Annotated in this window: 1 protein-coding gene; it reads left to right on the forward strand. The window is 55.6% G+C overall.

What is annotated here, in order from left to right:
* Positions 1–18: 18 nt before the first annotated feature.
* The coding region (locus ACMUOY_RS20475) for a LytR/AlgR family response regulator transcription factor (RefSeq protein WP_413894557.1) at positions 19–277 on the forward strand (259 nt) is incomplete at its 3' end.

Genomic DNA, 277 nt, shown 5'->3' on the forward strand with positions numbered 1-277 from the left:
GGTTCCGAGGCTCTGGAGATGGTCGATACGCACGCTGCGCAAATTGCGTTTCTGGATATAAAAATGCCGGGGCTTTCCGGACTGGAGGTCGCCGGAAAAATCGCTAAGGCCTGTCATGTTGTTTTTGTCACCGCCTACGACGACTACGCGGTAGAGGCGTTCGAACGCGAAGCGGTCGATTATCTGGTCAAACCCGTGACGAAAAAAAGGCTTTTGCAGACGGTCGGGCGGCTAAAGAATCGCTTGCAGACCTCCCTTACGCCGCCCCCTGGAACGT

The organism is Candidatus Skiveiella danica, from assembly GCF_022705245.1.
GTDB classification, from domain to species: Bacteria; Pseudomonadota; Gammaproteobacteria; order Burkholderiales; family Burkholderiaceae_C; genus Skiveiella; species Skiveiella danica.